Source organism: Stenotrophomonas sp. YJH_SMC_65 (genome assembly GCF_059369475.1).
Window position 1 is genome coordinate 41,349 of sequence record NZ_JCAFSR010000010.1, and the last position, 25,736, is coordinate 67,084.

18 protein-coding genes are annotated in these 25,736 nt (G+C 66.5%); 10 read left to right on the forward strand and 8 right to left on the reverse strand.

The genetic code is table 11. The features are described from left to right. Positions 1-69 precede the first annotated feature (69 nt). On the forward strand, positions 70-2,571 hold the full coding sequence (locus AC5P7A_RS17620; RefSeq protein ID WP_014646960.1) for a heavy metal translocating P-type ATPase: 2,502 nt from the start codon (positions 70-72) through the stop codon (positions 2,569-2,571). Between the two features lie 11 nt (positions 2,572-2,582). Then, the gene (cueR, locus tag AC5P7A_RS17625; RefSeq protein ID WP_049440847.1) at positions 2,583-3,038 is read left to right on the forward strand and encodes a Cu(I)-responsive transcriptional regulator; all 456 of its coding nucleotides are present in this window, start codon (positions 2,583-2,585) and stop codon (positions 3,036-3,038) included. A gap of 78 nt (positions 3,039-3,116) precedes the next feature. On the opposite strand, the gene AC5P7A_RS17630 is transcribed toward cueR, so the two are convergent. Next, positions 3,117-3,311 (reverse strand): heavy-metal-associated domain-containing protein, encoded by a 195-nt coding sequence (locus tag AC5P7A_RS17630; RefSeq protein WP_008267227.1) that lies wholly within the window; start codon positions 3,309-3,311, stop codon positions 3,117-3,119. Between the two features lie 203 nt (positions 3,312-3,514). Beyond that, entirely contained in the window at positions 3,515-6,589 is a 3,075-nt protein-coding gene (locus tag AC5P7A_RS17635; RefSeq protein WP_014646962.1) for a TonB-dependent receptor, read from the reverse strand. 1,029 nt (positions 6,590-7,618) lie between these two features. Here AC5P7A_RS17635 and AC5P7A_RS17640 point away from each other — a divergent pair. The 6 genes from AC5P7A_RS17640 (at position 7,619) to AC5P7A_RS17665 (ending at position 17,526) form a co-directional block, all read left to right on the forward strand. After that, entirely contained in the window at positions 7,619-10,084 is a 2,466-nt protein-coding gene (locus AC5P7A_RS17640; protein WP_049441046.1) for a GH92 family glycosyl hydrolase, read from the forward strand. A gap of 96 nt (positions 10,085-10,180) precedes the next feature. Then, positions 10,181-11,230, forward strand: a complete 1,050-nt coding sequence (locus tag AC5P7A_RS17645; RefSeq protein WP_495220413.1) for a LacI family DNA-binding transcriptional regulator — start codon at positions 10,181-10,183, stop codon at positions 11,228-11,230. Positions 11,231-11,290: 60 nt separating this feature from the next. Beyond that, positions 11,291-12,604, forward strand: a complete 1,314-nt coding sequence (fucP, locus tag AC5P7A_RS17650) for an L-fucose:H+ symporter permease (protein ID WP_032957977.1) — start codon at positions 11,291-11,293, stop codon at positions 12,602-12,604. A 7-nt stretch (positions 12,605-12,611) separates the two neighbouring features. Continuing rightward, positions 12,612-13,607 carry a carbohydrate kinase family protein gene (locus AC5P7A_RS17655; protein ID WP_495220414.1) on the forward strand — a complete coding sequence of 332 codons (996 nt, stop codon included), beginning with the start codon at positions 12,612-12,614 and terminating at the stop codon, positions 13,605-13,607. Then, complete coding sequence (locus AC5P7A_RS17660; protein WP_049441049.1) at positions 13,604-14,830, forward strand: AGE family epimerase/isomerase; 1,227 nt, start codon at positions 13,604-13,606, stop codon at positions 14,828-14,830. Before AC5P7A_RS17655 ends, AC5P7A_RS17660 begins: the two co-directional genes overlap by 4 nt. A gap of 77 nt (positions 14,831-14,907) precedes the next feature. Beyond that, positions 14,908-17,526 carry a glycoside hydrolase family 2 protein gene (locus AC5P7A_RS17665; protein ID WP_197606953.1) on the forward strand — a complete coding sequence of 873 codons (2,619 nt, stop codon included), beginning with the start codon at positions 14,908-14,910 and terminating at the stop codon, positions 17,524-17,526. 86 nt (positions 17,527-17,612) lie between these two features. Here AC5P7A_RS17665 and mtnC read toward each other — a convergent pair whose 3' ends face one another. The 5 genes from mtnC to AC5P7A_RS17690 all read right to left on the reverse strand — a co-directional run bounded on the left by mtnC (position 17,613) and on the right by AC5P7A_RS17690 (position 23,143). Then, the gene (gene mtnC, locus AC5P7A_RS17670; protein WP_014646969.1) at positions 17,613-18,308 is read right to left on the reverse strand and encodes an acireductone synthase; all 696 of its coding nucleotides are present in this window, start codon (positions 18,306-18,308) and stop codon (positions 17,613-17,615) included. A 3-nt stretch (positions 18,309-18,311) separates the two neighbouring features. Further along, entirely contained in the window at positions 18,312-18,869 is a 558-nt protein-coding gene (locus tag AC5P7A_RS17675) for a 1,2-dihydroxy-3-keto-5-methylthiopentene dioxygenase (RefSeq protein ID WP_005409451.1), read from the reverse strand. Positions 18,870-18,961: 92 nt separating this feature from the next. Next, a complete protein-coding gene (locus tag AC5P7A_RS17680) occupies positions 18,962-19,603 on the reverse strand; it encodes a methylthioribulose 1-phosphate dehydratase (protein WP_041863375.1) in 642 nt (213 codons plus the stop codon). 555 nt (positions 19,604-20,158) lie between these two features. Further along, positions 20,159-21,586: an amino acid permease gene (locus AC5P7A_RS17685; RefSeq protein ID WP_014646971.1), complete on the reverse strand. Its 1,428-nt coding sequence runs from the start codon at positions 21,584-21,586 to the stop codon at positions 20,159-20,161. An 81-nt stretch (positions 21,587-21,667) separates the two neighbouring features. Beyond that, the gene (locus tag AC5P7A_RS17690; protein ID WP_014646972.1) at positions 21,668-23,143 is read right to left on the reverse strand and encodes an amino acid permease; all 1,476 of its coding nucleotides are present in this window, start codon (positions 23,141-23,143) and stop codon (positions 21,668-21,670) included. A 132-nt stretch (positions 23,144-23,275) separates the two neighbouring features. Between AC5P7A_RS17690 and AC5P7A_RS17695 the strand changes: the two genes are divergently transcribed. Next, complete coding sequence (locus AC5P7A_RS17695) at positions 23,276-23,890, forward strand: NUDIX hydrolase (RefSeq protein WP_288496772.1); 615 nt, start codon at positions 23,276-23,278, stop codon at positions 23,888-23,890. Beyond that, positions 23,890-24,282, forward strand: coding sequence for a hypothetical protein (locus AC5P7A_RS17700; protein ID WP_053495366.1), 393 nt, complete (start codon positions 23,890-23,892; stop codon positions 24,280-24,282). The genes AC5P7A_RS17695 and AC5P7A_RS17700 overlap by 1 nt, the downstream gene beginning before the upstream one ends. 76 nt (positions 24,283-24,358) lie before the next feature. Here the strand turns inward: AC5P7A_RS17700 and serA are convergent, their stop codons facing one another. Then, the gene (serA, locus tag AC5P7A_RS17705; RefSeq protein WP_005416356.1) at positions 24,359-25,600 is read right to left on the reverse strand and encodes a phosphoglycerate dehydrogenase; all 1,242 of its coding nucleotides are present in this window, start codon (positions 25,598-25,600) and stop codon (positions 24,359-24,361) included. Between the last annotated feature and the right edge of the window lie 136 nt (positions 25,601-25,736).

Consider the following 25,736-nt stretch of genomic DNA (forward strand, 5'->3'; position numbering starts at 1 on the left):
GGATTTGACCTTCCCACGATGGCAAGGTTTAGCCTGTCCGCATCCAGAAGGAGCCCCGGGAATCCGATCATGAGCACGCCCCGCGCCACTGCAGCCCCCGCAAGCCCTGCCACCATCAGCCTGCCCATCGAGGGCATGACCTGTGCCAGCTGTGTCGGCCGGGTCGAGGCGGCGCTGTCCAGGGTCGAAGGCGTGGGCAGTGTTTCGGTCAATCTGGCCACCGAGCGCGCGGATATCCGCCCGTCCGGTCCGGTCGATCGGGCCGCGTTGATCCAGGCGGTGGAGCGGGTGGGCTACGACGTGCCCGCTGCCACCACCGAGCTGTCGGTCGAGGGCATGACCTGTGCGTCCTGCGTGGGCCGAGTCGAACGTGCGCTGTTGGCCGTGCCCGGCGTCAGCCAGGCCAGCGTGAACCTGGCCACGGAGCGCGCCACGGTGCGTGGCGTGGCGGAAGTTGCAGCGCTGGTCGCCGCGATCGACAAGGCCGGCTATGACGCACGCGTGATTGAAGCCGGCGTGCAGTCCGATGACGAGGCCGCGGAAAAGAAGGATGCCGAGCGCGCCGAACTGAAGCGCGACCTGATCGTGGCGTCCGCGCTGGCGCTGCCGGTGTTCGTGCTGGAGATGGGGTCGCACCTGATCCCCGGCATGCACGAATGGGTGATGTCCACCATCGGCATGCAGGCCAGCTGGTACCTGCAGTTCGTGCTGACCGCGCTGGTGCTCGCCATCCCGGGCCGCCGCTTCTACCAGAAGGGCATCCCCGCGCTGCTGCGGCTGGCGCCGGACATGAATTCGCTTGTGGCGGTGGGCACTGCCGCAGCGTTTGGCTACTCGGTGGTGGCCACGTTCCTGCCGACGCTGTTGCCGGCGGGCACGGTGAACGTCTACTACGAAGCAGCGGCGGTGATCGTTGCGCTGATCCTGCTCGGCCGCTTCCTTGAGGCCCGGGCCAAGGGCCGCACCTCCGAGGCGATCAAGCGACTGGTCAATCTGCAGGCGAAGGTTGCCCACGTGGTCCGTGACGGCCGGACGGTGGATGTCCCGGTCAATGAAGTGCTGAGCGGCGACGTGGTGGAAGTGCGCCCGGGCGAGCGCGTGCCGGTCGACGGCGAGGTGGTCGAGGGCCGCAGCTACATCGACGAGTCGATGATCAGCGGCGAGCCGATCCCGGTCGAGAAGCAGCCGGGCAGCAGCGTGGTGGGCGGTACGGTCAACCAGAAGGGCGCACTGACGGTACGTGCCACGGCGGTGGGCGCGCAGACCATGCTGGCGCAGATCATCCGCATGGTCGAACAGGCGCAGGGCTCGAAGCTGCCGATCCAGGCGGTGGTCGACAAGGTCACCCTGTGGTTCGTGCCGGCGGTGATGCTGGCCGCGCTGGCGACCTTCGCAGTCTGGCTGATCTTCGGGCCCTCGCCAGCGCTGAGCTTCGCGCTGGTCAATGCGGTGGCGGTGCTGATCATTGCCTGCCCATGCGCGATGGGACTGGCCACGCCGACCTCGATCATGGTCGGTACCGGCCGTGGCGCCGAGATGGGTGTGCTGTTCCGCAAGGGTGAAGCGCTCCAGTTGTTGAAGGATGCACAGGTGGTGGCGGTGGACAAGACCGGCACGCTGACCGAAGGGCGCCCGCGCCTGACCGATCTGGAGATTGCTGCCGGCTTCGATCACAACACGGTGCTGGCGGCAGTTGCCGCAACGGAGTCGCGCTCGGAGCATCCCATCGCCCGCGCGATTGTTGATGCCGCGACCGGCCAGGGCATCGCGTTGCCGGGCATGGTCGACTTCGAATCGGTCACCGGCATGGGCGTGCGGGCCAGTGTCGAGGGTGCACGCGTGGAGGTCGGTGCCGATCGCTTCATGCGCGACCTGGGCGTGGACATCACTTTGTTTGCGACGCTGGCGGCAGAGCTGGGCATCCAGGGCAAGTCGCCGCTGTATGCCGCCATCGACGGTCGCCTGGCCGCAATCATCGCGGTATCCGATCCGATCAAGCCGAGCACGCCGGCCGCAATCGCGGCACTGCATCAGCTTGGCCTTAAGGTGGCGATGATCACCGGTGACAACGCTGGTACCGCGCAGGCGATCGCGCGCCAGCTCGGCATCGACGACGTGGTGGCCGAGGTGCTGCCGGAAGGCAAGGTCGAGGCGGTGCGCCGCTTGAAGGCCACACATGGCCATGTCGCCTTCGTCGGCGACGGTATCAACGATGCGCCGGCGCTGGCCGAGGCCGATGTCGGCCTGGCCATCGGCACCGGCACCGATATCGCGGTCGAGTCGGCCGATGTCGTGCTGATGTCGGGCAACCTGCAGGGCGTGCCGAATGCCATTGCACTATCGAAGGCGACGCTGGGCAACATCCGCCAGAACCTGTTCTGGGCCTTCGCTTACAACACCGCATTGATTCCGGTGGCGGCCGGCGTGCTGTATCCGGTCTGGGGCGTGCTGCTCTCGCCGGTGTTCGCGGCCGGTGCGATGGCACTGTCCAGCGTGTTCGTGCTGGGCAACGCGCTGCGCCTGCGCCGCTTCCAGCCGCCGATGGCGGACGCCCCCGCCGCGATCCATTGAGGGAGAACCGCATGAATATCGGTGAAGCCGCCAAGGCCTCCAGCGTGTCGGCGAAAATGATCCGCTACTACGAACAGATCGGCCTGATTCCTGCGGCTGATCGCACCGAGTCGGGCTACCGGGCGTACTCGCAGGCGGACATCCACCGCCTGCGCTTCATCCGCCGCGCGCGCGACCTCGGCTTCCAGGTGGCCGAGATCACCGATCTGCTGGGCCTGTGGAATGACACCTCGCGGCACAGCGCCGACGTCAAGCACCTGGCCGAACAGCACATTGCCGACCTGGAGCAACGCATCGAGCACATGCGGCAGATGGCCGACACGTTGAAGTCGCTGATCAGCTGCTGCGCGGGTGACGAGCGCCCGGAATGCCCGATCCTGGAGCGGTTGGGCGAAGACCATGATGCCCCGGTGCCGGTCGTCGCCGCCAAGACCGGCGCGGTGCGGCGACGCGCACAGAAGCATTGAATCGATATCGCGTGCACTGAAAAGCCCGCCCTGTGACAGTGCACGGGGCGGGCTTGGTTCTGGATGCAGTTCAGGGAATCAGGCAGTGCGAGGCGGGAAGCCGGCATCGTTCACCGCGGCGAACACCTGTTCCTGCGACGCGGTGGTCTGCACCTTGACCAGCCCGGTCGGCGGATCGGCCACCACGCTGGCGTTGGGATCGATCTGCTGGATCGCACGGGTCACGCTGCGCGCGCAGCCGCCGCAGGTCATGCCGTCGACATGGAATTCCATCTGTAGCTCCTTCGCTGCTCTTGGGATGGGACCAGTGTGCACCTTCCAACGATGGCAGGGTCAAGCGTCGGGCTGAACGACGAACAAGGCGCGGACAAAAAAAACGGCAGCCACCTGTACCAGCGCGGCTGCCGTGGAGGAACGTCCCCGCCAGGGCAGGGCATGGGTTGCGCCGGGACGTGCCCGGCCAACCCGGTGCGGGCTTAGAACTTCCAGTTCACGCCGAAGTACAACTGGCGACCGGCGTACAGGTTGGACAGCAGGCGGGCCTGGCTGTCGTTGCCGATGTAGCTGCGCAGCTCGGACTTGGTGGCGTTCAGCACGGCAGCCGTCACCGTCCAGTCCGGGGTCAGGTTGTAGGCCACGTTCAGGTCAAGCTGGCTGTACGGCTTGGTGTAGGTGGTCATGCCATTGTTCAGCCCGCCGACCACTTCACCGCGACGGTTGTACGAGGCACGCGCCAGGAACTTGTCGTTCTCGTAGAACACGGTGACGTTGGCCTGGTTCTTGGCGCTGCCGACCAGCGGCGATGAGCCGATTTCCTCGCCGTCCAGCACGATCGAGGCCAGGTTGGTGTCGTTGTAGGTGTAGTTGGCCTGCACGCCCAGACCGAAGTCGAAGGTGTACTGGCCATACAGTTCCACGCCCTGCGAAACGCCATCGCGGCCGTTGGCCTGGGTCTCGTACTTCTGCACGGTGACCGACTGCCCGCCGACGTTCATCTGCTGGTCGCGCACCACCGGCACGGTGAAGTTGTCCACGTTCTTGCGGAACAGCGAAACACCTGCGACCGCGCCCGGCTGGAAGTACCACTCCAGGCCCAGGTCGAACTGGACCGCCTTGAACGGCTCCAGCGCCTTGTTGCTGCCCGAGCCGTACCAGCCGGGCGTGTCGGTGCCGCCGGTGACACGGCGATCGTTGGCGTACTCCTCGCTGATGTAACGCAGGCCACCGGGATAGGCGATGCTGGTGTAGCTCGGGCGCGCGACCACCTTCGACGCCGCACCGCGCAGCACCAGGTTGTCGGTGATGTCCCAGGCAATGTTGAAGCTCGGCAGCACGTCGGTATAGGTCTTCTCCAGCGACGACAGGGCGTACACCTTGTCGCGCACCTGGGCGTCGGGCAGGCGGACGAAGCCACCCTGGCAGCGCAGGTTCGGATCGGCGGCCGGATCATCGCAGCTCATCGGCGCGCCGCTGGCGTTGTCGACGAAGTAGTCGTTGAAGCGCTCGACCGAGTCGCTGGACTGGGCGAACTGCTTGGTGCGCACCACGCGCACGCCGACGTTGCCGCGCACGCGCTCGGTGCGGAAGTTGGCCTGGAAGTAGCCGGAGTAGATCTTCTCGTTGACGTCGTAGACGAAGTCTTCCTCGGTGCGGTTGTGCGAGCCGCCGTAGGTCTTGTTCAGGTAATCGATGTAGGCCGGGTAGTTGATGCCCGGGAACACATTGGCGTTGAAGGCGCCGGTGATGTTGCTGATCGGGTTGGACAGGAAGAAGCCCGGCTGCGCGTTGCCAGCGGTCGGATCGCAACCGGCCTGGTAACGGTTGTTGTCATAGTCGGACGGGTCCAGGCCCGGGCACACCCAGTAGGTGTTGCCGGTGTTGCGGTGGACCTTGCCGTCGCGGTACTTGGCACCGAACTGGATCGAGTCCAGCCAGCCGGCCTCGAACAGCTTGGTGACGTCTGCCTGGAAGTAGTTCTGCTTGACTTCGGTCTGCATCCACGACGAGTCGGTGGAACCGGTATCGACTTCGGCGACGCCGGCCATCAGCTGCTGCTGCAGGTCGGGAGAGAACTGCACCGACGGCGTGCCGGTGAGGTCCCACGCGGTGTACTGGTTGCCGGACTGCCACTGGTTGCCCACCTTGCGGCGCGGCTTGGCCGACATGCGGAAGTTCATCGACGGACCACCTTCGGACCAGGTGCGGCCGCCGGTGAACGAGGCTTTCCAGAGGGGGCTGATGTCCCAGTCAATGGTCAGGTCCGCGGTCTGCGACAGTGCCTTTTCCTTGCTGTAGCCGCCGGTGAGCTGCGGGGTGGGGATGGTGCAGTCGTCCGGGCCCCAGCCACCGGGCTTGAGGCCGGCGGCAGCCGCTTCATCCTCGCTGCAGTAGTAGGTCTTACCGGCCAGCTTCTGGTACTGCGCGCCGGTGACGATGCTGCCGCTCGGATCGAAGTCCAGGCCATTGAGCAGGCGGCCGCCGGCCCAGTTGCCGTCCTGGTTGTAGCGGGCCAGGTTCCACTCCGGCACCTTCAGCATGTTCTGGGTGTAGTCACCCTGCAGCTCGAAGCGGAAGTAGTTGGCCGTCATCGTGACGTTGTCGACCGGCTTGAACTGGAAGGTCAGCTGCCCGCCCTTGCGTTCGCGCTTCTCTTCCTTCACCGCGAAGTTCACCGAGGTCGGCATGAAGAACTCACTGTAGTTCTTGCCGGTCTGGTTGTTGAAACCGGACTCGCCCCACCAGTAGTGGATGCCATCCTGCTCCAGCAGGTTGCCGTTGGCATCGCGGGCGGTGGTGCCGTTGCCGTACCACTGGTAGTCCTCGGTGCTGGCCTCCATGGTGCGGGTAGTGCGTTTCTGCTGGGTCACGCCGACCAGCACGCCGAAGCGCTCGTCCTTGCTGTGCCAGGAATACAGCGCCGACACCTGCGGATCGACGTCGTGGCTGGTGTCGGAGGTGGTGCCCTCCAGGTTCACGTAGCCGGAGTTGGATTCCATGTCGAGCGGACGGCGGGTATGCAGGATGACCGTGCCGCCGATGCCGCCTTCGTCGATGCGTGCTTCCGGCGACTTGAACAGCTCGGCGCTGGACAGCATGTTCGACGGCAGCAGGGTGTAGTTGAAGGAACGGGTGGCTTCGTTGTTGGTTTCCGAGGAGGCGACGAAGTTGCCGTTCAACTGGGTCAGGGTCAGGTCCGGTGCAAGGCCGCGCACGCTGACGCTCTTGCCTTCGCCACCGCTGCGGGTGATGACCACGCCGGGCACGCGCTGCAGTGCGTCGGCCACGTTCTTGTCGGGGAACTTGCCGACGTCTTCGGCGGTGATCACTTCGACCACGGCGTTGGCATCGCGCTTCTGCTCAAGGCTCTTTTCAATGGCATAGCGGTAGCCGGTGACCTGGACGCTGTCCAGAGTCGTGGCGTCCTGCGAGCCGGTGGTCGTGGCCTGCTGCGCGGCGGCGCCTGCCGGAATGACGGCGGCAGCCAGGGCCAGCGCGATGGCCAGCGACAATGCGTCCTGGCCGTGCGTACGTGTTGAATGCTTCATTCCCATCTCTCCCTCTCTCCTGGATTGATCCGGTGACGTGGCACGGACAACTTGAATCGATCTAATTTGAAGTGAATTTGTCGCTGTCGCCATGCAGTGGCAGTAGCACCGCACGCGTGGCCTGGTGTACGTCCTGTTGCTGCTCCCCCAACTCCCGGCCATCGCAGCGTCGTCTTGGATCGATCTAAGCGATGGGCGGGCGATTTTTAGCATGGGTCGCCCTTGGGCGCATGCTGCTCCGCAATATGGTACTGGCGTGGCGTAGGGATGACGGTTTGCTGAAATCAGTGAAATCGTTTTCGTGCGCAGGGAGGGGGGCGGCAGGGCTGTGCCCTGCACCTGCGGGTAGTGCCGGCCGCTGGCCGGCAAGAGCCAAAGCCAAAGCGGCTCTGGGTTGTCTGGGTTTGGCGGTGCGGTGTGGACTGGCAGGACACGCCGTAAACCCTTCCATGGGGGCTCGATGGCGCCATTGACAGTTTCCCGGTGACGGTTGGATTGATCCTGGAGCGACATGGGGTCATGGGGTCAGATCCGTTTCCCGTTGGAAAACGGATCTGACCCCGGATTGATTTCGATATCTGACAGAGATTCATCCACTCATGGCGTGGATCCATCCACAGATCGCGGAAATCTGTCGAAGGCGGGGTGGGTCCGGTTGCGGGGGTGTCCGCGGCATGGATGCCGCGGCCAAGCCCCCAGGGATGGGTTTACGGCGTCCCTCGCAACCGGACCCACCCCGCCATTCCACGGATCGCCGGCTTTTGCTGTTGCTTCGGCTGTTGCTTCTGAGGTTGCCGGCCAGCGGCCGGCACTACCGCGGGTGCAGGGCGCAGCCCTGCCGAACCCCCTCATGCTGCGCCGCAGAATGCATTCGGCTGAACCTGCATGCTCTACTTGAATCGATCTAAATCCACGGTCACGTGGGTCGGGCGTCATTCCAGGGGGAGCCTTCTGCCGGTCCAGGCAGAGCTCAGCGGAACGGTGCCGGAAGGCCCGGGCCGTCTGTCTCTGCGTCATCGACTACAGGAACCCGACATGCGTCCAGTGCCGTCCGCTCCCGCCGTCCCATCATCCTCGCGCCCGCTGGTGCGCCTGGCCTGCCTGATTGCGCTGTCGGCGGCGCCGATGCTGCTGCAGGCCGCGCCGGCAGCGCTGGAGCGCGAGGTCAATACCTTCATCGGCAGCAAGGACGACGGCAACACGTTCCCGGGCGCGTCGGCGCCGTTCGGCCTGATCCAGGTCAGCCCGATCGGCAGCCACTATTCGGGTTGGCGCTATGACGACGAGAAGATCCGTGGCTTCGGCCACTCCTTCATCTCCGGTGCCGGCTGCTGGGAACAGGGCGGCCAGGTGTCGGTGCTGCCGGTCACGGGCTCGATCGGTCCGGGCGGCGATTTCGATACCGGCAACGCCAAGCAGTTCGACCACAAGGCCTACGCCGCGTCCTACACCCACGATGGCGAGGTCGGCCAGGCCGGCTACTACAAGGTGCGGCTGACCAGCTACGGCGGCATCGATGCCGAGGCGACCGCGCGTACCCGTGCTGCGGCCGAGCGCTACACCTTCAGCCAGCGCAGTGGCGATGGCCACGTGCTGGTCAATGTCGGCCAGGCCAACGAGCGCCATTCGGTGATCGGCAGCGTGGTCGATGTGGTCGGCGACCGCGTGGTCGAGGGCAAGCTGGTCACCAAGAGTTTCTGCGGCGGCCATCAGTACACCACCTGGTTCCGCATCGAGTTCGACCGTCCGTTCAAGGCGCATGGCACCTGGGGTGAGGGCGGCGGCCTGCCGGGCGCGCGCCACAGCATGGAAGGCGAGCAGAAGCCGAACGGTGCCTGGCTCAGCTTCGACCTGGCCAAGGGCCAGTCGGTGACGGCGGTCAGCGCGATCTCGCACGTGGATGCCGAAGGCGCGCGCACCAACCTGCGTGCCGAGGGCATGCAGGGTGGGTCGCTGCTCGGTTTCGACCGCATGCGCGCGCTGTCGCAGCAGGCCTGGCGTGAGCAGCTTGGCCGTGTACGCGTGCAGGGCGGCACCGCCGATGACCGCACCGTGTTCTACAGCGCGGTCTACCACGCGCTGCTGCAGCCGATGACCGGCAACGATGCCGATGGCCGCTACCGCGGCTATGACGATGGCATCCACCGTGCCGAAGGCTGGACCTATTACGAGTACTTCTCGCTGTGGGATACCTACCGCGCGCAGAACCAGTGGCTGGCACTGACCCGCCCGGACGTGGCGCGCGACATCGGCCGCACCCTGCTGGCGATCGATGAGCAGGGCGGTTGGCTGCCGCGCTGGGGCTATGCCAACTTCGAAACCAACATCATGACCGGCGATCCGGTCACCCCGTTCATGGTCGACCTGTGGCGGTTCGGTGCACTCAAGGGCCGTGAATCGCAGGCGTGGGATGCGCTGCGCCGCAATGCCTTCGGCACGCCGCCGCTGAACTCGCGCATGGCCGGCCGCTCCGGCAACCCGACTTACCTGGACAAGGGCTACGTGGCCTATGACCGTGCATTCCCGTCCAAGGGCATGGACGTCGATCCGCACCACGGTGGTTCGGCCACGCTGGAGTACGCGCTGGCCGACTGCGCGCTCTCGCAGATGGCCGACGGCCTCGGCCATGCCCAGGATGCGGCGACGCTGCGCGAGCGCGGCCGCAACTGGCGCAAGGTGTGGGACCCGCAGGTGCGCGACGCCGAGACCGGCTTCACCGGGTTCCCGCGCCCGCGTACCGAGGACGGCCAGTGGTACACCCCGTCCGACGGCCATTACAGCCCGCGTTCGCACCACGGTTTCCACGAGGGCACGGCGTGGCAGTACCAGTGGCTGGCGCAGCAGGACGTGCCGGGCCTGGTCGAAGCGATGGACGGCCGCGAGCAGGCGGGCCGCCGCCTCGATGCGTTCTTCGCGATGGACGCGCTGCAGGCCGACCCGCTCAATGCCGCCCGCAAGGCGTGGGTGGTCGGGCCGTACAGCTACTACAACCAGTTCCGCTACAACCCGAACAACGAGCCGGACCTGCACTCGCCGTGGCTGTACACGCTGATCGGCCAGCCGTGGAAGACCGCGGCCGTGGTGCGTGCGGCGCAGCAGCTGTTCACCAATGCCCCCAACGGTGTGACCGGCAACGATGACCTCGGCACGATGTCGGCCTGGTACCTGTTCAGTGCCATCGGCGTGTACCCGGCGGTGCCGGGCAGCGGCCAGTTCCTGCTGCACACCCCGCGCTTCAGCAAGGTGGAAGTGGACATGGGCAATGGCCGCACCCTGCGCATCGACGCGCCGGGCGCCGATGGCCGCCGCCTGCAGTATGTGCAGGGCGTGCAGGTCGATGGCCAGGCGCATGCACCGGTGTGGCTGGACTGGAACCGCCTGCAACAGGGCCCGCGCGTGCGCTTTGCGCTGGATGCGAAGGTGCCGGAGCAGGGCTGGGGCACGGCGGTGAAGGATCTGCCGGTATCCTGGTGCGCGGCACCGGGCAGCCAGCTGCGCTGAGCCGGACTGTGCCGTTCGCGGTGACCCAGCGAACGGCACGGCACGACACGGCCCTGATCCATTAGGCTTGAGCTTCCAGCGGAGTCCGGGAAGACGATGAACGACAACGGCAGCAGTCCCAGCAAGCGCGCCGGCAAGGCGGTGACGGTGACCGACATCGCGCGTGCGATCGGCGTGTCACGGGCAACCGTGTCGCTGGTGCTGCGCGGCAGCCCGCTGGTCAATGTCGATACCCGCGCCAAGGTCGAGGCCGAGCTGCGCCGCCAGCGCTATGTCTACAACCGCGCGGCGGCCAACCTGCGCCGGCGCACCTCGTCGAGCATCGCGCTGGTGATCAACGACCTGTCCAACCCGTTCTTCGCCGAATTCGCGTCAGGCGTGGACGAGGCGCTGGGCGGGCGCGGTTACGTGACGTTGCTGGGCAGCACCGGGGAATCGCCAGAGCGCCAGCAGGCCGTGCTGTCCACGCTGATGGAGCACACCCCGGCCGGCCTGATCCTGTCGCCTGCCGAGGGCAGCGACACCGCGCAGTTGCGGCAGGCGCTGGGCGCCAATGCCAACGTGCTGCTGTTCAACCGCGAACTGGCCGGGGCTGACTGGGACTTCCTGACCCTGGACAACCAGCACGGCGCCTATCTGGCCACGCGCCACCTGATCGAGCGCGGCCATCGCCAGATCGCCTTCTTCGGCGGCCACGCCGCATCCAGTTCCTGCCACCAGCGCCGCGCCGGTTTCCAGCAGGCGCTGGCCGAGGCCGGGCTGTCGCTGCCGCCGGGTTGGATGATCGAGTCGGCGCCGAACCGCCTGGAAGCAGCAGCGCGCACCGATGAACTGTTTGCCGATGGCCATCGTCCGAGTGCGGCGGTCTGCTACAACGACACCGTCGCGCTGGGCCTGATGCTGGGCTTGAACTCGCGTGGCATCCGTCCCGGTGGCGACTTTGCCGTTACTGGTTTCGATGACATTTCCGAGGCTGCGGTGGCGGTGCCACCGTTGACCACGCTCACTGCCGACCCGCGCGAGCGTGGCCGGCAAGCGGCCGCGCTGCTGCTGCAACGGCTGGACGAACCGGATGCGCCGCCACGGCGCACGGTCGCGCCGGTGCAGCTGCGCATCCGCGAAAGCAGTGCTGCGCGACCGAGCTGATTCCTTTCATACACCCCTTCCACGCAACAACGACCTTCCGCGCATCGAGGCGCGTACCGCATGCCGATTTCCGCAACGCCCCGTCCATCGGGTTCCTCGGGCAACGCACCCGCCGTCACCAACGGCAAGGCGTTGGCTGTCGTCACCACGATCTTCTTCATGTGGGGCTTCCTGACCTGCCTCAATGACATCCTGATCCCGCACCTGAAGGCGGTGTTCGAACTGAACTACGCCAAGGCGATGCTGGTGCAGTTCACCTTCTTCGGCACCTATTTCCTGATGTCGCTGCCGGCGGGGCGGTTGGTGGCGGCGCTGGGCTACAAGAAAGGCATCGTCGCCGGCCTGGTGATCGCCGGCATCGGCGCGCTGGGCTTCTGGCCGGCGGCCGAACTGCGCGTCTATGGCGCCTTCCTCGGCGCACTGTTCGTGCTGGCCACCGGCATTACCGTGCTGCAGGTGGCCGCCAACCCCTATGTCGCGCTGCTGGGCCCGGAGCAGACCAGCTCCAGCCGCCTGACCCTGGCGCAGGCGCTGAACTCGCTGGGCACGGCCATCGCCCCGATCTTCGGCGGCATGCTGATCCTGTCCAACACGGTCAAGAGCGCTGACGACATCGCGGCGCTGCCGGCCGCCGAGCAGCTGGCCTACCGTGCCGCCGAGGCGCAGGCTGTGCAGGGTCCGTACGTGGGCCTGGCGGTGGCGCTGGTGCTGCTGGCGCTGTTCGTATTCCTGTTCCGCCTTCCGGCGCTGAGCGACGCCACCGAGCAGGCCGACCAGGGCCACCACCACAGCTACCTGGATGCGCTGCGCAAGCGCCACCTGCTGCTGGGCGTGCTGGGCATCTTCTTCTACGTCGGCGCCGAAGTGTCGATTGGCAGCTTCCTGGTCAACTACCTGTCGATGCCGAACATCGGTGGCTTCAGCGAGCAGCAGGCCACGCATTACGTGTCTGCCTACTGGACGATGGCGATGATCGGCCGCTTCGCCGGTTCGGCGCTGCTGGCGCGCTTCTCGCCCAGCCGTCTGCTGGCGATCTTCGCGCTGGTCAACGTGGCGCTGCTGGTCACCACCATGCTGAGCTCCGGCAACGTCGCGCTGTACTCGGTGGTGGCCATCGGCCTGTTCAACTCGATCATGTTCCCGACCATCTTCGCGCTGAGCATCGAGCGCCTCGGCCCGCTGACCAACAAGGGGTCCAGCCTGCTGATCATGGCCATCGTCGGCGGTGCCGTGGTGCCGTACCTGCAGGGCGTGCTGGCCGACCACATCGGCGTGCAGGCCAGCTTCATCCTGCCGCTGCTGTGCTACGGCTACATCATTTTCTACGGACTGGTCGGTGCGCGTACGCCGGCCTCCGCAACGCAGGGAGGCTGAGTCCGGAATGGGTGCCATCGTTTGCTTCGGCGAAATTTTGATCGATCTACTAGCACAGCCGCCGGCCTCGGGCGACACCCCGCGTGCGTTCCTGCAGTACGCCGGTGGGGCGCCGGCCAACGTCGCGGTGGCGGCTGCGCGGCTGGGTGCGAAGACCCAGTTCGTCGGCATGCTGGGCCGCGACATGTTCGGCGACTTCCTGGCCGACAGCCTGGTCGAGCACGGCGTGGGTACCGATTACATCGTGCGCACCGACGCGGCCAAGACCGCACTGGCCTTCGTGGCCCTGGATGCCAATGGCGAGCGCAGCTTCAGTTTCTACCGCCCGCCGGCGGCTGACCTGCTGTTCCGTGACAGCGACTTCCAGGCGGCGTGCCTCGACAGCGCGCAATGCTTCCACGTCTGTTCCAACAGCCTGACCGAGCCGGCCATCGCCGAGGCGACCTTTGCCGGCATGGACCGTGCCCGCGCTGCTGGTGCGGTGGTCAGCCTGGACCTCAACCTGCGTCCTGCCCTGTGGCCGGCGAACGAGGACCCGACGCCGCGCCTGTGGCAGGCGCTGGAACGCGCCGACCTGGTCAAGCTGTCGCGCGAGGAGCTGGACTACCTGGCCGCGCCGCTGGGCGCCGATGGCGAGGCGGCGGTGCTGCGGCGCCTGCTGGCCGCGCAGGCGCGCTGGGTGATCGTCACCGATGGTGCAGCCACGCTGCACTGGTACACCCGCGACAACCACGGCACGGTCACCAGCTTCCGCGTGGCCACGGTCGACACCACGGCGGCCGGTGATGCCTTCGTCGGCGGCGTGCTGGTCGGCCTGCTGGAGCGCGGCGGGGCCGGTGCCGGTTTTACCGCCTTCTGCCAGGACCCGGAGGCGATCACCGCCACGCTGCGCTTCGGCGCAGCGGTCGGCGCGCTGGCTGTTACCCGCAAGGGCGCGTTCGCCGCGATGCCCTCGCTCGATGAAGTGCAGCAGCTGCTGCAGGCACAGGACATTACCGCATGAGCACCTCGCCCGATTTCCGTTCGCCCGCGTTCCTGCGCGCGCACATCGCCGACACCATGGCGTTCTACCACCCGCGCTGCATCGATCCCAATGGTGGCTTTTTCCACTACTTCCGTGATGACGGCAGCATCTACGATGCCAGCCATCGCCACCTGGTGAGCAGCACCCGTTTCGTCTTCAACTACGCGATGGCCTACCGCGAGTTCGGCAATGCCGAGTACCGCGACGCGGTCGAGCACGGCGTGCGCTACCTGCGCGAGGTGCACCGCAACCCGGCCACCGGCGGCTATGCCTGGACCCTGCGTGATGGCAAGGTCGAGGACGACATGAACCACTGCTACGGCGTGGCCTTCGTGCTGCTGGCCTACAGCTGCGCGCTGAAGGCAGGTATCGAGCAGGCCCGCGCGTGGATGGACGAGACCTGGCAGCTGCTGGAAGCGCGCTTCTGGGAGCCGCAGCACGGGCTCTACAAGGATGAAGCGGATGGCCAGTGGAACTTCACCGGCTACCGTGGACAGAACGCCAACATGCACATGTGCGAGGCGATGCTGGCCGCGTTCGAGGCGAGTGGCGAGCAGCGCTATGTGGAGCGCGCGCTGCAGCTGGCCGACAACATGACCCGCCGCCAGGCGGCCAAGGCCGGCGGGCTGGTCTGGGAGCACTACGATGAGAACTGGGAGATCGACTGGGACTACAACCTGGACGACCCCAAGCACCTGTTCCGCCCGTGGGGCTTCCAACCGGGGCACCAGACCGAGTGGGCCAAGCTGCTGCTGATCCTCGATCGCCACGTGCAGGCCGACTGGCTGGTGCCGACCGCGCAGCACCTGTTCGACGTGGCCGTGGCGCGCAGCTGGGACGAAGCGCGAGGTGGCCTGTACTACGGCTTCGCACCGGAATCGCGCCGGCAGCCGGGCATGGATGGCGCGCCGATCGGTGGCGACAGCTTCGTCTGCGACGACGACAAATACTTCTGGGTGCAGGCCGAAACGCTGGCTACTGCCGCGCTGATGGCCAAGCGCACCGGTGATGACCGCTACTGGCAGTGGTACGAGCGCATCTGGGCGTACGCGTGGGAGCACTTCGTCGACCATCAGTTCGGCGCCTGGTTCCGTATCCTCGATGCCGACAACCGCAAGTACAGCGACGAGAAGAGCCCGGCCGGCAAGGTGGATTACCACACCATGGGCGCGTGCTACGAAGTGTTGAACGTGGTGCGTTGAGGCGCGTGTCGCCGTACGCATGTTGAATCTGAATCAGTAGCGCCGGGCCACGCCCGGCGGAAAAACAGGAGCTCCGCGTGCATCGTCTTTCCCTCGTTGTCCGTCTGCTCCTGCTGCTGGTCGCAACGTCGGCCTTCCCGGCAATTGCGGCGCCCCTGCAGGCACAGTGGGAGTTCCGCATGCTGCCCGGCGACGCGCAGGGCGCAGCTCATCCAGGCCTGCAGCAATGGCGTGCGGCGACGGTGCCGGGCAGCGTGCACACCGACCTGCTGGCGCATGCGCTGATCCGCGACCCGTACGTGGGTGCGCCCGAAGCGGAGCTGCAATGGATCGGCCTGGCGGCCTGGGAGTACCGCGCGCGCTTCGACGTGGACGCGGCGATGCTGGCCAAGCCCCATGCCGAACTGCGCTTCGACGGGCTGGACACTTATGCCGAAGTCAGCCTCAACGGCAAGCCGCTGCTGCGCGCGGACAACGCGCACCGGACCTGGCGCGCGCGCGTGGAAGGGCATCTGCGCGCCAGGGGCAATGAACTGCAGATCGTGTTCCGCTCACCGATCCGCACGCTGCTTCCGGGCGTACAGGCGATGCCACACAAGATCGCTGGCAACTACCCGTCGCCGTATGGCGATGAGCCGAAGGACGCGATGGTCGGCAACTTCGCGCGCAAGCCGGCCTACCACTTCGGCTGGGACTGGGGCCCGCGTTATGTCACCGCCGGGGTCTGGCGCGGGGTCGACCTGCAGGCCTGGGATACGCACCGCCTGACCAGTCTTGCCGTGCGCACCGATGCATTGAGCGCGGAGCAGGCGAAGCTGGCGGTGCTGCTGCAGGTGGAGCAGGGCAGCGCCACCGGTTCTGCGGTCGTCAATGTGGAAGTCCGCGATCCGCAGGGTCGCAGCGTGGCCCAGCAGCGGCGCACCGTACTGCTGAAGCCCGGGCAGAACAGTGTTGAACTACCGATTGAACTGGCGGAACCGAAGCGGTGGTGGCCGGTCGGCCATGGTGCGCAGGATCGCTATACCGTTCAGGCGCGCCTGGATGGTGGTGCCGACGCAACGCTGGTGCGCGAGCAGCGCATCGGCCTGCGCACGGTCGAACTGCGCCGCGAAGAGGACGGCAAGGGCGGGCAGGGCTTCGCCTTCGTCATCAACGGCGTGCCGATCTTCGCCAAGGGCGCCAACGTCATTCCGTTCGATGCCTTCCCCGCACGCGTCGACGCAGCACGTCTGCGCCAGGTGCTGACCGCCGCGCGCGACGCCAACATGAACATGCTGCGCAATTGGGGCGGTGGCTACTACGAGGACGACGCGTTCTTCGACATCGCCGACGAACTGGGCCTGCTGGTCTGGCAGGACTTCATGTTCGGCGGCGGCATGCAGCCGGGCTACGATCCGGCCTTCCGTGCCAGCGTGGTGGCCGAGGCGCGCGACAACGTGCGCAGGCTGCGCCATCACCCCAGCATCGTGCTGTGGTGTGGCAACAACGAGGAAGAAACCGCCTGGAAGGACTGGGGTCACGGCCGCGACCTGAAGGCGGCCGACCCGGCATTTGCGGCGAAGGTCTGGCAGGGCTATGTCGACCTGTTCGGCAACGACCTGCGCCAGGTGGTGGGCGAGGAAGGACTGGGCGTACCGTACTGGTCCAGTTCGCCCAGCAACGATCTGGACGAGAAGGCCAACGATTCCACCCGCGGCGACAAGCACTACTGGCAGGTCTGGGGCAATCCGGCGCTGCCGGTGCAGGCCTACCTGCGTGAGACGCCGCGCTTCATGTCCGAGTACGGGCTGCAGGCGTGGCCGTCGGTGGCGACGGTGGACCAGATCGCCACCCGCGCCGAGCAGCGCATCGACAGCCCGGTGATCCGTGCACACCAGAAGTTCATGGCCGGCGAGGGCAACAGCCGCCTGTTGCACTACATCGAACAGGGCTATGGCACGCCGAAGGACTTCGAGGACTTCGTCTACCTCAGCCAGGTCATGCAGGCCGATGGCATCGCACTGGCGGCGCTGCATCATCGCGCCTCCCGGCCATACACGATGGGTTCGCTGTACTGGCAGCTCAACGATGTCTGGCCAGGCGCCTCGTGGTCCAGCGTGGATTACTTCGGCCGCTGGAAGGCGCTGCACTTCGCCGCGCGGCGCTTCTTCGCGCCGGTCACGGTAGCCGCGCTGCGCGATGAGGGCAGCACGCGGGTACGCCTGATCAATGACGGTGCGGCGCTGGATGCACGTTGGCGGCTGCGGGTGATGGACGTGGAAGGGAAGGTGCTGCGCCGTCGCGAGGATGCGGTGACGCTGGCGGCGTCGGGCGTCACCTCGATCGGTGATTTTCGCGATGCCGAGTTGCTGGCCGGTGCCGATCCGAAGCGCACGGTGGCGGTGTTTGAGCTGCTGCAGAACGGGGCGGTGAGCGCACGGCAGGTTGTCGGATTCGTCGAAGCCAAGGACCAGGTGTTGCCGCGGCAGAAGCTCAAGGCCACGTTGTCCATCGAAGGCGACCACTATCGACTGCGGCTGGAAAGCGCGGCGTATGTGCGCGCGACGTGGATCGACTTCGGTGCGCTGGACGTGCAGGTCGAAGAAAACCTGCTGGACCTGCTGCCGGGCGAAACCCGCGATATCGCGGTGCGCGGCCCGGTGGATCTGGTTACCCTGCGCGAGGCGCTGAGGGTGAAGACCCTCAACGACCGTTGAGCAAAAAAGGGGACGGAGGGGATTAAGTCGTTTGTGGCACACATGGGCCACAAACGACTTAATCCCCTCCGTCCCCTTTTTCCTGCTTACAGCTGGATCTGCTGGAAGTTCTCGACCCGCTCGTGGCCGTTGGCGGACTGGCCGGTACGCGGCATCGGGTAGTCATCCAGGCGGTCGATCAGCCGGGTCTGCAGGCCGGCTTCGCGGGCAGCATCCAGTTCTTCGACCACATCGGACAGGAACAGGATCTCGCCGGCCGGCACGCCAATGGCCTGCACGATGCGGCGGTAGCTGTCGGCCTCACGCTTGCCACCCATCTCGGTATCGAACCAGCCCGACACCAGCGGGCTGAGGTCACCGGCATCGCTGAAGCCGAAGAACAGCTTCTGTGCCGGCACCGAGCCGGAGGAGTACACGTACAGCGGCAGGCCGGAGGCATGCCAGCCCTTCAGCACCGGTGCCACTTCCGGGTAGAAGTGCGCGGTGTAGTCGCCGCGACGGTAGCCCTCATCCCAGATCAGGCCCTGCAGCGCCTTCAGTGCGGTGTGCTTGCGGTCCTGGTCAATCCAGCCCTGCAGCGTCTCGGCCACCAGGCTGTCCTGGCAGGCGCCGCCGATCTCGGTAGCCACCGCGTCCAGCCAGCGGCGGACCTCCGGCTGCTGGCCATGTTCGGCGACGAACGCGGGCAAGGCCTTGCGGGCATAGGGGAACAGCACGTTCTTGACGAACGAGATGCTGCTGGTGGTGCCTTCGATGTCGGTCAGGATGACGCGGGGCTGCATGGATCAGGACGCCTGGGTAGGTACGTAACGGGGGAACTTCTGCGCGATGTCGGTGCCGGTGAAATGACCCACCCAGCCGTCCGGCTCGGTGAAGAAGCGGATCGCCACGAAGCTCGGTTCATCGCCCATGTCGAACCAGTGGGTGGTGCCATCGGGCACGGCGATCAGGTCGTCCTTCACGCACTCGATCTCATAGACCTTGTCACCCACGTGCAGGGTGAACAGGCCCGAGCCTGCGACGAAGAAGCGCACCTCGTCTTCCTTGTGGAAGTGCTCGTCGAGGAACTTCTTGCGCAGCTCGGCGCGGTTCGGGTTGTCCGGGGCGATCGAGGCCACGTCCACGCTCTTGAAGCCGCGCTCGGCGACCAGGCGGTCGATGTCCGCACGGTAGGCGGCGAACACTTCCTCCTGGCTGGCGCCCGGCGCGACTGGCGCGGTGGCCTGCCAGCGCTCGAAGGTGACGCCGATCTTCTGCAGCTCGGCAGCGATGACCGCGCCGTCCTGGGTGTCCAGCAGCGGCGATTCGGGGCGGGTGTCGTCGTAGATGCGCAGTCGGCTCATGGCGGCAGCTTGAACGTCTCGGGGGGAAGACAGGGTAGCAGGGTGGGGGCGAGGCGCAGATTCCGGATCGGCATCTGCACCTGCGCGCAGGCTCAGCCGCGCAGCTTGCGCAGCTCGAGCTCGCAGTGGAACAGGAATTCGAAGGCTTCCAGGTGGCGGCGCGCCTCGGCCATGTCACGGCCCCAGGCATACAGGCCGTGGCCGTCGATCAGGTAACCCCACAGGTTCTGCCGGTCGAGCAGGTCGTCGACCTGCGCCGAGAGCACGTTCATGTCCTGGGTGTTGGCGAACACCGGCACGTCGATGGCCATTTCATGGGTGCTGTTGCCGGCGAAGGCCTTCAGCAGCTCGTAGCCTTCCAGGCGGATATGGCCCTGCGGCGCGTACAGGCGCGAAGCGATGGTCTGCACCGGCGAATGCGTATGCAGCACACAGCCGATTTCCGGGAAGCGGCGGTACAGCTGGGTGTGCAGCAGGGTCTCGGCGGACGGGCGCAGCGGGCGACCGACGGCCAGGCCGTCGAAGTCCACCACCATGATGTCGTCCTCGATCAGCCGGCCCTTGTCCTTGCCGGACACGGTGATCGCGGCGTGGCGGTCATCCAGGCGGTGGGAGAAATTGCTGCTGGTGGCCGGGGTCCAGCCGGCGTGCGCCAGTTCGCGGACGTTGTCGATCAGCAGCTGGGCCAGTTCGCTCAGGCGCGCGGTGTCGTACGGGAAGGTGGGGGCGTTCATGCCGGCGATTTTACTGGATTCGGCCAACGGCTGAGCCCCTCGTGGCGGGTCGTGTAGAGCGGTTCATGGGCGGGCGGGGCGGGTGGGCCGTGCAGGGGACGCTGCAAGTACGTCCCTGTAAGCTCGATGGCGCCATACATGGCGCCAACGCCCCTGCACGGCCCACCCACCCGCCTCGGACAGGTTCCGGCGTGCGGCCAGCCACGGAGTGAAGAAGGAAAAGCGAAAAGCGGGTCGCGGCGCTGGGCTTGCTCGGAGCCGAGCATGGCTCGGCTCTACAGGGGATTCATCGACCGGAGAGAATTCATCTCTCAGACGCAATTCATCCACGCATGGCGTGGATCTACTGGACGTGCCAGGAGACTGTCGGAGGCGGGGAGGGGGGAGGTTGCGGGGGCGTGAGCCGCATGGATGCGGCGACCGAGCTTACAGGGATGTACTTGCAGCGTCCCCCGCAATCTCCCCCCTCCCCGCCAAACCCTCAGCCCAGCTCTTGCCGTCGCTCCGGCTTCAAAGGCGGGTGCAGGGCCGCAGGCCCTGCAATACAAAAACCCCTTACTGACCCCGCAGGCGGCTGTGCCGGAACCCGTAGCAGAAATAGATCACGAAGCCGACGAACGTCCATACCCCCATCAGCATCCAGTTGTGCATCGTCATCGCCGACAGCAGCGCCAGGCAGCTCAGCACGCCCAGGCTGCAGATCAGCCACGCCATCGGCATGCGGAACGGGCGCGGCAGGTCCGGCTGGGTGCGGCGCAGGATCAGCACGCCGGCGCAGACTGCGGCGAACGCGATCAGCGTGCCCATCGAGGTCAGCTCGCCCAGGATGTCCAGCGGGAACAGCGCCGCCAGCAGCGCGATGCCGATGCCGGTGATCACGGTGTTGATGTGCGGCGTGCGGTACTTCGGGTGGATCCGGGTGAACACCGGTGGCAGCAGGCCGTCGCGCCCCATGATCATGAAGATGCGCGGCTGGCCGATGATCATCACCAGCACCACCGAAGACAGGCCGACCAGCGCACCGACCTCGACCACCCAGCGCAGCCAGCCCAGCTGCGGGTGCGCGGCCACGGCAGTCACCACCGGCTCGTCGGTGCCCAGCAGCTGGAACGGCACCAGGCCAGTCATCACTGCGGCCATTGCGATATACAACACGGTGCAGATCACCAGCGACAGCATCATGCCGATCGGCATGTCACGCTGCGGGTTCTTCGATTCCTGCGCCGCCACCGATACCGCCTCGAAACCGATGTAGGCGAAGAACACCATCGCCGCGCCACGCAGCACGCCTTCCATGCCGTACTTGCCCGGGCCTTCATTGGCCGGAATGAACGGGGTCCAGTTGCTGGTGTCCACGTATTTCCAGCCGACCACGATGACCAGCACGATCAGGCCGGTCTTGAGCACGACCATCGCCATGTTCATCGCCGAGGACTTGCTGATGCCGACGTAGCACAGCCAGGTCAGCAGCAGCACCAGTGCGGCGGCGGGCAGGTTGGCGATCGCGCCGGTGGGGCGCAGCTGCGCGTCCAGTGGCGCGCTGACCAGTGCCGCCGGTAGATGGATGTCGAACTGGCTGAGCAGGCTGAGGAAATAACCGGTCCAGCTGACCGCCACCGCCGAGGCGGAGACGCCGTACTCGAGCACCAGCATCCAGCCGATGAACCAGGCCGAGAGCTCGCCGAAGGTGGCGTAGGTGTAGGTGTAGGCGCTGCCGGAGACCGGCACCATCGAGGCGAATTCGGCATAGGCCAGCGCGCAGAAGGCGCAGCAGATGGCGGCCAGCACGAAGGACAGCATGATCGCCGGGCCGGCGTGGTTGGCGGCGGCCTGGCCGGTGATGACGAAGATGCCGCCGCCGATCACCGCGCCGATGCCCAGGGCGGTCAGCCCCCAGGGGCCAAGGTGGCGACGCAGGCTCAGGCCGTTGGCGTCTTCATGGGCGGCATGCGGATGCTTGGTGGCCCACAGTTGCTTGAACATGTGTGGTGGTCTTGTCGAAGCGCGCCATGGGCGGCGCGCGGGAAAACGGAGGGGCCGGCGCGAGGCCGGCCCGAAGGCGGATCAGGGCGACTTGGCGAGCTTGCTGTTGCGGATGCCGTAGCCCAGGTAAATCAGCAGGCCGAGCAGCGTCCAGCCAACGAACAGGTGCCAATGCACCACGAACGCCTGCCAGAACAGGAACAGGCAGGTGGCCGCGCCGAGCGGGCAGATGATCCAAACCATCGGCACGCGGAACGGGCGGTGCAGGTCCGGCTTGGAATAGCGCAGCACCAGCACGCCGATGCAGACCGTGGCGAAGGCCAGCAGGGTGCCCATCGAGACCAGCTCGCCCAGCACGTTCAGCGGCACCAGGCCGGCCAGCGCGGCGGCGATCACGCCGACCACGATGGTGGCGACGTACGGGGTGCGGAAACGGGCATGGACCTTGCCGAAGAACTTCGGCAGCAGGCCGTCGCGGGAGATGGTATAGGCGATGCGGGTCTGGCCCATCATCATCACCAGCACCACCGAGGACAGGCCGGCGATGGCGCCGACTTCCACGAACGTCTTCAGCCAGGACAGGGTCGGGTAGGGCTCCAGCGCGGTCGCCACCGGCTTGTCGGTGCCCAGCAGGTGGTACGGCATCATGCCGGTCAGCACCGCACAGACGATGATGTAGACGATCGTGCACACGGCCAGCGAGCCGAGCAGGCCGATCGGCATGTTGCGTTGCGGGTCCTTGGTCTCACCGGCAGCGGTGGAGACCGCATCGAAGCCGATGTACGCGAAGAACACGATGGTGGCGGCGCGGAAGATACCGCTCCAGCCGAACTCACCCGGCACGCCGGTGTTTTCCGGAATGAACGGGTGCCAGTTGGCCGGGTCGATGTGGGCCGCGCCGATGCCGATGAACAGGCAGATGACGGTGACCTTGATCGCCACGATGATCGCGTTGACGAACGCCGACTGGGTCACGCCCACGTACAGCAGGCCGGATACCGCCGCCACGATCAGCACCGCCGGCAGGTTGAACAGCTTGCCGGAGGAGACGAACTCGCTGCCGGTCCAGGCGATGGGCGCGGCGCTGAGCATGTCCGGGAAGGGCATGTGCAGCGTGGTGGTGATGAAGCTGATCAGGTAGGCCGACCAGCCCACCGCGACCGAGGCCGAGGCGAACAGGTACTCCAGCACCAGGCACCAGCCGATGAACCAGGCCATGCCTTCGCCGAGGGTGGCGTAGGAATAGGAGTAGGCACTGCCGGAGACCGGCATCATCGCCGCGAACTCGGCATAGCACAGGCCTGCCAGCGCACAGGCGAAACCGGCCAGCACGAACGACAGCATCACCGCCGGGCCCGCGTGGTTGGCTGCGGCCTGGCCGGTCAGCACGAAGATGCCTGCGCCGATCACCGCACCCACGCCCAGCAGGATGAGGTGTTTAGCCGTGAGGGTCCGTTTCAACGTGGCTTCGCCGTCCAGGCTGCCTTCGATGGGTTCGCCGGCATCGACGTGCCCGGCCGGCTCGACCGGCTTGACCCTCAACAGAGCTTTCAGCATGCAGTACTTCCTAGTGATCGGATGGGGTGGGCGGCCGATACGTTGCCGGCTGCCTTGAATGGTGAAGGCCGTGCGAACGGCCCGCTGTACCTTAGCCAAAGCTGAAGCCAACGCACAAGCGCAATCGCAACAATGAACGGCGATAATGAGCAGTATTTTTCCGAACCGTCCCCATTCATGAGCCAGACCGCCGAAACCCTTGCCGCGCTTGACGATCGCCTGCGCGGCCTGCTCCGGGACTACGCGCGCCGCGAACCCGCCCACGACGCCCTGGCTGCCGAATTCGGCACATTGCTGGATGATCCGGAAGATCCGTTCCGCCGCGAGCGACTGGCCGGCCACTTCACCGCCAGTTGCTGGCTGGTCAGCGCCGATGGCCAGCGCCTGCTGCTCACCCACCACCGCAAGCTGCAGCGCTGGCTGCAGCTGGGCGGCCACGCCGACGGCGACCGTGACCTGGCCCGGGTGGCGCTGAAGGAAGCCGAGGAGGAGTCGGGCCTGAGCGGCCTGGTGCTGGAAGACCCGGCCATCTTCGATCTGGACAAGCACTGGATTCCCGAGCGCAAGGACGTGCCGGGACACTGGCACTACGACGTGCGTTTCGTGATCCGGGCGCTCGGTGGCGAGGCATTCGTGCTCAGCGAGGAATCGCTGGACCTGGCCTGGCGGCCGGTAACCGAGGTCGCGGCCGACCCGGCGTCGGATGAATCCATGCAGCGCATGGCGCGCCGCTGGCTGGCACGTTGATGCTCTCGGACGGCTGTGCCGCGTTTGTTGCGGCTCATGCCTGTGGCGAGGCGAAGCACGATGCTGCCCTTGCGATGATCAAGGCTGCATTGCCAGTCATCACATCCATCGACTGGGAGCGCGTGCCATCGCGCCTGGAGGTCCCCGGGGTGGGGCGGGAGCGGCTGGCGCAGGAGTTGAGCGCCATTGCAGATGCTGTTGGCTTGCCAAGCGAGGCTGCGTTGACGGTTGTCCAGGTGGATGGGGCGGTACCTTCGCTGGGCAGCCGCCTGCAGGACTGGCTGGTTCATGCCGAGGAGCTGGATTTCGTCGATACGCTGTTCCTGTCGATGGAAGACAGGGTTCTGATCCATTGGGACTTTTACAAGAACCTCCACGCCGTAAGGTTCTGAGGTGTTCCATCCACGCCATGCGTGGATGGTGCGACGCCGGAAGCAATCCGCCGGGGCATGCCCGGCGACGCCTTGCTCAATACAAGATGCGCGTCCGCAGCGTGCCCGGAATCGCGGCCAGCTCGTCGCGGACGGCGGCGGCCTGCGCCTCGCTGGCGGTGATGTCGATCACCACGTAGCCCACCTTCGGGTCGGTGCGCAGGAACTGGCCGTCGATGTTGACGTTGTGGCGCGAGAAGATCTCGTTGACCCTGGACAGCACGCCCGGCACGTTCTGGTGGATATGCAGCAGGCGCAGGCTGTCCTCGTGTTCGGGCAGGGTCACTTCCGGGAAGTTGACCGCCGACAGCGTGCTGCCGTTGTCGCTGTAGCGCACCAGCTTGGCCGCCACTTCCACGCCGATGTTGTCCTGCGCTTCCAGCGTGCTGCCGCCCACGTGCGGGGTCAGGATCACGTTGTCGTGGCGGGTCAGCGGCGACTCGAAGATATCGCCGTTGCCCTTCGGTTCGACCGGGAACACGTCCAGCGCGGCACCGCCGACGTGGCCGCTGGCTAGCGCTGCGTCCAGCGCGTCGATGTCGACCACGGTGCCGCGCGCGGCGTTGATCAGGTGCGCGCCCTTGCGCATCTTCGCCAGCTCGGTGCTGCCGATCATCCACTGCGTGGCCGGGGTCTCCGGCACGTGCAGGGTGACGATGTCGGCGCGGGCCAGCAGATCGTCCAGGCTCGCCGCGGCACGGGCATTGCCCAGCGCCAGCTTGGTTTCCACGTCGTGGAAGATCACCTGCATGCCCAGCGATTCGGCCAGCACGCCGACCTGGGTGCCGATGTGGCCGTAACCGATGATGCCCAGCGTCTTGCCGCGTACTTCATGGCTGCCGCTGGCCGACTTCGACCAGCCGCCGCGATGGCACTCGGCGTTCTTCTGCGGAATGCCACGGGTCAGCATGATCGCCTCGGCGATCACCAGCTCGGCCACGCTGCGGGTGTTGGAGTAGGGCGCATTGAACACCGGGATGCCGGCCAGCTCGGCCGCGTCCAGGTCGACCTGGTTGGTGCCGATGCAGAAGCAGCCCACCGCGATCAGGCGCTTGGCCTCGGCCAGCACCTCGGCGCTGAGCTGGGTGCGCGAACGGATGCCGACGATGTGCGCCTCGGCGATGCGCGCCTTCAGTTCGTCCTCGGGCAGTGCCTTGGTGTGCGCCTCGATCTGGCTGTAGCCGGCGGCGCTGAACACCTCCACGGCGGTCTGGCTGACCCCCTCCAGCAACAGTACGCGGATATCCTGCTTGGGGAACGAGGTCTTCTTCGGCGACATGGGGCAACACGGCCAGTGGGACAGGGGCTGACCACTATGCCAGATCGAAGCGCCCATGGTGCAGTGCGCAATTGGTTGCATCCGTAGCTATCTGTATCGCTGCGGGGCTGGACGCTGGCGCGTACCGCTGGCACGC